The sequence below is a fragment of the Burkholderia sp. HMSC10F09 genome, assembly GCF_001806955.1.
GTDB lineage: Bacteria > Pseudomonadota > Gammaproteobacteria > Burkholderiales > Burkholderiaceae > Burkholderia > Burkholderia multivorans.
In genome coordinates this window covers 1,589-8,103 of sequence record NZ_KV786939.1, presented here as the reverse complement: position 1 = coordinate 8,103, position 6,515 = coordinate 1,589, and the positions used below count along the sequence as shown (strand labels likewise).

8 protein-coding genes are annotated in these 6,515 nt (G+C 68.9%); 4 read left to right on the top strand and 4 right to left on the bottom strand.

All coding sequences use genetic code 11. The features are described 5' to 3' along the window. Window positions 1–585 (bottom strand): ABC transporter permease subunit (locus tag HMPREF3115_RS32970; protein ID WP_256276463.1); only part of this gene is annotated, 585 nt, incomplete at its 3' end. A 466-nt stretch (window positions 586–1,051) separates the two neighbouring features. Between HMPREF3115_RS32970 and HMPREF3115_RS28075 the strand changes: the two genes are divergently transcribed. Then, window positions 1,052–1,318: a double-stranded DNA-specific endonuclease gene (locus HMPREF3115_RS28075; RefSeq protein ID WP_006398649.1), complete on the top strand. Its 267-nt coding sequence runs from the start codon at window positions 1,052–1,054 to the stop codon at window positions 1,316–1,318. A 37-nt stretch (window positions 1,319–1,355) separates the two neighbouring features. Here the strand turns inward: HMPREF3115_RS28075 and HMPREF3115_RS28070 are convergent, their stop codons facing one another. Both HMPREF3115_RS28070 and HMPREF3115_RS28065 read right to left on the bottom strand, forming a co-directional pair. Then, entirely contained in the window at window positions 1,356–2,672 is a 1,317-nt protein-coding gene (locus HMPREF3115_RS28070; RefSeq protein ID WP_006405798.1) for an ATP-binding protein, read from the bottom strand. Beyond that, complete coding sequence (locus HMPREF3115_RS28065; RefSeq protein ID WP_006398647.1) at window positions 2,656–3,381, bottom strand: response regulator; 726 nt, start codon at window positions 3,379–3,381, stop codon at window positions 2,656–2,658. Before HMPREF3115_RS28065 ends, HMPREF3115_RS28070 begins: the two co-directional genes overlap by 17 nt. A gap of 225 nt (window positions 3,382–3,606) precedes the next feature. Between HMPREF3115_RS28065 and HMPREF3115_RS28060 the strand changes: the two genes are divergently transcribed. After that, window positions 3,607–4,167 carry a Spy/CpxP family protein refolding chaperone gene (locus tag HMPREF3115_RS28060; protein WP_070557025.1) on the top strand — a complete coding sequence of 187 codons (561 nt, stop codon included), beginning with the start codon at window positions 3,607–3,609 and terminating at the stop codon, window positions 4,165–4,167. A 70-nt stretch (window positions 4,168–4,237) separates the two neighbouring features. On the opposite strand, the gene HMPREF3115_RS28055 is transcribed toward HMPREF3115_RS28060, so the two are convergent. Further along, entirely contained in the window at window positions 4,238–4,945 is a 708-nt protein-coding gene (locus HMPREF3115_RS28055; RefSeq protein WP_070557023.1) for a pirin family protein, read from the bottom strand. A gap of 358 nt (window positions 4,946–5,303) precedes the next feature. Between HMPREF3115_RS28055 and HMPREF3115_RS28050 the strand changes: the two genes are divergently transcribed. Both HMPREF3115_RS28050 and HMPREF3115_RS32965 read left to right on the top strand, forming a co-directional pair. Beyond that, on the top strand, window positions 5,304–6,080 hold the full coding sequence (locus tag HMPREF3115_RS28050; RefSeq protein ID WP_035947805.1) for an ABC transporter substrate-binding protein: 777 nt from the start codon (window positions 5,304–5,306) through the stop codon (window positions 6,078–6,080). A gap of 213 nt (window positions 6,081–6,293) precedes the next feature. Continuing rightward, the coding region (locus HMPREF3115_RS32965) for an ABC transporter permease subunit (RefSeq protein WP_256276462.1) at window positions 6,294–6,515 on the top strand (222 nt) is incomplete at its 3' end.

Genomic DNA, 6,515 nt, shown 5'->3' with positions numbered 1-6,515 from the left:
CAGCCCCGGCATCGAGAACGGCACCTCGAGCTTCCAGAAGCGCTGCCAGCCGGTCAGGTGAAAGCCGCGCGACACCTCGTCGAGATCGCGCGGCACCGTGCGCAGCGACTGATAAAAGCTGAACGTCATGTTCCACGCCTGGCTCGTGAAGATCGCGAAGATCGCCGCGAGTTCGGCGCCGAGCACGCGGCTCGGGAACAGCGCGAGGAAGAACGTGACCGTAAACGAGATATAGCCGAGCACCGGCACCGACTGCAGGATGTCGAGGATCGGGATCAGCACCATGCCGGCGCGGCGGCTTTTCGCGGCGAGCGTGCCGTACACGAGCGTGAACGCGAGCGACGCGACCATCGCGGCAAGCATCCGCAGCGTCGTGCGCAGCGCATATTCGGGCAGGTTCGACGGATCGAGCGAGATCTTCTGCGACTGCAGCGTGCCGATCGGCGCCATCGTCTCGTGGAAGCCGACGACGGCCATCGCGATCAGGCAGATGATCAGCGGAAACGCGATAAAGTCCCACCGGTTCGGCAGGACGCGCCACGCGGACGCGTTGGCGGTCCGGTTCGGATCGAATCCGACGTCCATCAGGCGCCCTCTCCGGTTAGGCCGAACGAAGCCGGCAGACGATGTTGATTCATGGCTAAGCGCACGGGCGCGGTAATTCGGTTGACTCACGATCTCACGCAGGCGCGGCGCGCTGCGTGCAAGCTGCGCCGCCGCGCGTGCTCCGGCCGAGTCGGCCCGCGACGGCACGACACTACACCAACCCGTATGTCAGGTCCAACCGTCCTGCGGGCGGCAGGCGGCGCCGCAGCGGCGCACGGAGCGTACCCGGCGCGCGGCCGGACGGGCAGGCGCGCGGGGTCGGGCAGCCCGGCCGCAGTCCCGGCCGGCATGCAGGCCCCGAATTATGCCGTGATCCGGCCCGGCCGTGAACCCGCCCGATCCGGCCCGCGCGCAAACCGTGTGCGGCGTCAGCAAGCGGACACGGCGAAGCGGGTATGATCGGGGCTTGCCCCATCGGGGTCGATCGACGCGCAGGAGGAAGGGAATGGCAGGAAACTTGGTAATCGTCTGTCGCGATCAGGACGCCGATGCGTTCTACGAGCTGATGCAGGAATACGGGTCGTTTCAGACGCGGCTGTCGTCGACGGCATGGTATCTGAACATGAACGTCGTGCCGGAATCGTTGCAGGACGAGATCCTCGAACGCCTCGGCCGCTATACGACCGTCTATATCTTCGAGGCCACCAGCGTGACGTACAACACGATCGACAGCAACGCCGCCGAGACGCTCGGCACGCTGTTCGGCGAGTGACGCCGCGCGGCGCCCGCCCGGGCGCCGTTTCGGCCGCTTACGCCGCCTGCGCGTGCGGCTCGCCCTTCGGCACCGCGTCGAACGGGAACGTCATCGCGACGCGCAGCCCGCCTTCCGGACGGTTGCCGATGTCGCACGTCCCGCCCAGCCTGAGCACCAGCCGCTCGACGATCGCGAGCCCGAGCCCGCTGTGGCCGTTGCCGCCGCGCGCCGGATCGAGGCGTACGAACGGCCGCGTCGCGGCCGCCAGATCGCGCGGCGCGATCCCGCTGCCATGGTCGCTGACGGCCAGCACGTAGCCGGCCGGCGTGCGCGCGGTTTCGACGAGCACGGGCGGCGCGCCGTACGCATGCGCGTTGTCGAGCAGGTTCGACAGGATGCGGTCGAGCGTCGCGGTCGGCAGACAGAAGCCGGGATCGGCGGCGAGCCGCGTCTGCACCGTCGGCGCGTTCGGCGCGACCGCGCGATAGGTGCGCGCGATCCGCTCGCAGGCCTGGTCGACCGGCACCGGCTCGCTGCGGTCGGCGCCGCCGTGCGCGAACACGAGGAACTGGTCGACGATATGCGTCATCGAGTCGACATCGCGCACGACGCCGTCGCGCAGACGCGCATCGTCCATCATTTCGGCGCGCAGCCGCATCCGCGCAAGCGGCGTACGCAGGTCGTGCGCGACGCCCGCCAGCATCACCGCGCGGTCGTTCTCGGCCTGCGACACCTGCTCCACCATCTGATTGAAACCGTGCGTGAGCTGGCGCAGCTCGCGCGGGCCGCGCTCGCGCAGCGGCGGCACCGGCTGCCCGCGACCGAAGCGCGCGACCGCGCGTGCGAGCGAGCGCAGCGGCTGCTGCAGCTGCCATGCCGCGAACAGCGCGGCGATCACGCCGGCCGAGAAAATCGTGCCGAGCCACAGCAGCATCCGGTCGAGCGAGCGCGGCGGCCGCAGCGGCTGCACCGGCACGACGATCCAGCTACGGTCGCTCGGCTCCTTCACCCATAGCACGGGCGGCCGGCCCGGCGCGCCGATCCGCACCTGCGTGCCGGGCGGCATCCGCTCGCCGACGTCGTCGCGAAAGCGCTTGAGCGGCGCCGGCAGCGGCGGGTCGTCGTCCTTCGGCACGTCGGGGCTGTCGGGTGCGACGAGCCGCACGCGCGACGGCAGCGGCTGATCGGGCGAACGCGCGACGTGCTGGCGCACGGCGTCGACGAGGAACGCGGCCTCCTCGACCGCGTAACGCGTCTGCATCTGATTGCGTTCGAGCCGCATCGCGAAATACCACGCGAAGTGCGAGAGCAGCAGCACGCCGACGACAAGCAGCGCGAGCCGGCCGAACAGCGAATCAATGGGTTTGCGCATGGGCCTCGCCGTCGGGCACGAACACGTAGCCGCGCCCGCGGACCGTCTGGATGAAGCGCGGCGTCGACGGATCGGTCTCGAGGATGCGGCGCAGGCGCCACACCTGGACGTCGATGCCGCGGTCGGTACCGTCGTACTCGGGCCCGTGCAGCAGCTCGAGCAGCCGCTCGCGCGTGAGCGTGCGCAGCGCGTGGTTCACGAAAATCTTCAGCAGCGCGAATTCGCTGCTCGACAGCGTCGCCGGCTTGCCGTCGATCGACAGCGTGCGCGCCTGGAAGTCGAGCACGAAGCGGCCGAATGCGAACGGCTCGCGCTGCTCCGGCGCGGCGGCCGACGGCGTCGCGCGGCGGCGGCGCAGCACGGCCTGCACGCGTGCGAGCAGCTCGCGCGGATTGAACGGCTTGCCGAGGTAATCGTCCGCGCCGAGCTCGAGCCCGACGATGCGGTCTACGTCGTCCGCGCGCGCGGTCAACATGATCACCGGGATGTCGTCGCCCGACGCGCGCAGCTGGCGCAGCGCGGTGAGGCCGTCCACGCCCGGCATCATGAGGTCGAGCACGATGAGGTCGGGGCGCTCGCGCTCGAGGCGCTTTTCGAGCGTTGCCGCGTCGTGCAGCACGGACACTTCCATCCCCTGGCGCACGAGATAGTCGCGCAGCAGGTCGCGGAGTTCTTGGTCGTCGTCGACGATGAGGATCTGGGTAGTCATGGCTCGAAGTTTACCGCGCACGGGCGGCGTCGAAGAACGAAACAAAGGGACGAAAGGGTTACTGCGGGTTACCGTGCAAGCGAACTGTAATGGGCGGTAACCCGGCCGCCACCCCGCGTAACATCGGCCGGCGCCTGCGCCGCTAACCTGCGTCTTACCGGATGCGGCAGCCGGGTCGCCCCGCGGCCGCATCGCCGGACCCTCTGAATACAAGGAGTTTCTGAAATGTATAAGAAGACTTCCCGCGTGGCCATGGCGGCCGCCACCGTGCTCGCCCTCGCATTCGGCACCGCGCATGCCGCCCAGTCCGCCGACGCGCCGCCGCAACGCGGCCCCGGCATGCACCACATGAACGATCACGACGGCGGCCCGTTCGGCGTGATGCTGAAGCTGCACGATCAGCTGAAGTTGAACGCGTCGCAGGAACAGCAGTGGCAGACCGCGCTCAACACGATGAAGCAGAACCGCGAAGCGATGCGCAAGAACCACGAGCAGATGCGCGAGCAATTCAAGGCGCAGCAGAACCAGCCGATCCTCGACCTGAACGCGATGCACACGGCGCGCCAGCAGGCCGAGCAGCAGAACGCACAGCTGCGCGAGCAGACGTCGGCCGCATGGCTCGCGTTCTACAACGGGCTGAACGACCAGCAGAAGGCCACGGTCAGCACCGCGCTCAAGCAGCAGTTCGCACGCATGGAACAGCGCCACGAGCAGATGAAGGCGCGCTGGCAGCAGCATCGCGAAGCCGCGAAGGCGGCGAAGGCCGCTTCGGCGCCGGCGCAGTAAGCGCCCGGCTCGCCGCCGCGCGTGGCGGCGCGGGGGACGCGGCCTTGCGGCCGGCGTCCCCTGTTTCGTTTCAGGCGTCGTGGCCGGCCACGTCGAACAGCAGAACCTCGGCCTCGCGCCCCTGTGTCAGCGCAACGGTATCGACGCCGGCGATCCGCACGCCGTCGCCCGCACCCAGTGGATGACCGCCGATCTCGACGTCGCCGCGCACGACGTGCGCGTAGACCCGGCGCCCGGCCGGCACGGCGTGGACGACACGCTCGGCGCCGTCGATCAGTGCCGCGAAGATGCGTGCATCGGCGTCGACGCGCAGCGCCCCGTCGCGCGCGTCCGGCGACGCGATCGGCTGCAGCCGGCCGCGCTTGTCCTCCTCGGCGAAATAGCGATGCGCGTAGTCGGGCGCGCCGCCGCGCGCGTCCGGCGCGAGCCGGATCCGCAACAGCCGCACCGGCCGCTTATGCGACGCGTTGGCTTCGCTGACCATGATGCCGGCGCCCGCGCGCGTGCGCTGCACGCCGCCGGCGCGGACGATCGCGCCGTTACCGAGCGTGTCGCGATAGCCGAGCGCGCCGTCGAGCACGATCGTCAGAATCTCGACGTCGCGGTACGGCTGCATCCCGAACCCGCGCGTCGGCGCGATGCACGCTTCGGTGAGCTCGAGCAGCGCGCCGTAACGCGGCGGCACGCGGCCCGCGCCGTCGCACGGAAAACTGTGACGGGATTCGTGCCAGCCGTAGCTGCGCTGATCGCGATCGACGGCGCGGCGGATCTGGAACATGAGGCGACACTCCGTGAAACCTGTTTTTCTGGATAAGCTGCACTGTAGGGGCGCGCCGATTCGGCAACAATCCGCGCGCACGCACCGCATCGTTGCATTCGCGCACGCAATCGACGCAATGACCGTTGCCAATAGAACGATTACCGCAACAGCCGAAGCAAAGAATCGCGCGGCCGGCCCGATTGCCGTTTTCCGGGTATCGCGTTCGGGTAAAATACCGCCCTTTTGGCGTCCGCCGATCCGGCGGCCGCCGCCGCCAAAGCGCCGAACGGCGAATTTTGGCCGTCTAGAATACGCCGCGACGCCCGGCCCGACCGGCCGCGTGCGCGCCCGGAACGTCAGCAACAGAAGGATGGAAATGAAGAAGGCCGCCCTGTGCGCCGCCCTCGCCCTCGTGGCGGGCAGCGCCTTCGCGAAGGAGTGGAAGACCGTGCGGATCGGCGTCGACGCGAGCTACCCGCCGTTCGAATCGACCGCGCCGAGCGGCGAGATCGTCGGTTTCGATGTCGATCTCACGAAGGAAATCTGCAAGCGCATCGGCGTCAAGTGCGTATGGGTCGCGCAGGATCTCGACGGCATCATCCCGGCGCTGAAGGCGAAGAAGTACGACATCATCGTGTCGTCGCTGACGGTCACCGACAAGCGCCGCGAGCAGATCGACTTTTCCGACAAGGTCTACGACGCGCCGGCGCGGATGATCGCGAAGGCCGGCTCGCCGCTGCAGCCGACGGTCGCGTCGCTGAAAGGCAAGCGCGTCGGCGTCGAGCAGGGCTCGACGCAGGAAACCTACGCGAAGACGTACTGGGAACCGCAGGGCGTCACGATCGTTCCTTACCAGAACCAGGACCAGGTCTATGCCGATCTCGGCTCGGGCCGCCTCGACGCGACGCTGCAGGACGAACTGCAGGCCGACTACGGCTTCCTGCGCACGCCGCGCGGCAAGGGCTTCGCGTTCGCGGGCCCCGAGGTGAAGGATCCGAAGACGATCGGGGACGGCACCGCGATCGGGCTACGCAAGGAAGATACGGACCTGAAGATCCGCATCAACAAGGCACTGGCCGACATGCACAAGGACGGCACGTACGACCGTCTGTCGCACAAGTATTTCTCGTTCAGCGTCTACTCGGCGCGCTGAGCGCCGCGACGGGCGCAGCGGATGCGGGGGCGGCCCCGCCCCCGCGCAGTACAGGCAGTCAACCACGCGCCGCCCGCCCCTCGCCCGCCGCTTGCAACGCGGGCGCGCCCGGCTCCGATGCCGGGGCGGACGGCATGATACGTACGGGGCGTTCCGCGCAGCTTGGCGGGCGCGTCTTTCGCGGCGCAGCCGATGCGCCGTCAGGGACCACATATGTTTCTACAAGGTTACGGCCCGCTGATCCTCGCAGGCACCTGGCAAACCGTCAAACTGGCGGTGCTTTCGCTCGCGCTGTCGTTCCTGCTGGGTCTCGTCGGCGCGGCCGCCAAACTGTCCCGCAACCGCATCGCAAACGGCGTCGGCACCGTCTATACGACGCTGATCCGCGGCGTGCCCGATCTCGTGCTGATGCTGCTGCTGTTCTACAGCATCCAG

Bases quoted from the DNA above. Each gene is read 5' to 3' on its own strand.
- HMPREF3115_RS28075 (WP_006398649.1), top strand. From the start codon at position 1,052: ATGGCAGGAAACTTGGTAATCGTCTGTCGCGATCAGGACGCCGATGCG.
- HMPREF3115_RS28070 (WP_006405798.1), bottom strand. From the start codon at position 2,672: ATGCGCAAACCCATTGATTCGCTGTTCGGCCGGCTCGCGCTGCTTGTC.
- HMPREF3115_RS28055 (WP_070557023.1), bottom strand. From the start codon at position 4,945: ATGTTCCAGATCCGCCGCGCCGTCGATCGCGATCAGCGCAGCTACGGC.
- HMPREF3115_RS28050 (WP_035947805.1), top strand. From the start codon at position 5,304: ATGAAGAAGGCCGCCCTGTGCGCCGCCCTCGCCCTCGTGGCGGGCAGC.
- HMPREF3115_RS28065 (WP_006398647.1), bottom strand. From the start codon at position 3,381: ATGACTACCCAGATCCTCATCGTCGACGACGACCAAGAACTCCGCGAC.
- HMPREF3115_RS28060 (WP_070557025.1), top strand. From the start codon at position 3,607: ATGTATAAGAAGACTTCCCGCGTGGCCATGGCGGCCGCCACCGTGCTC.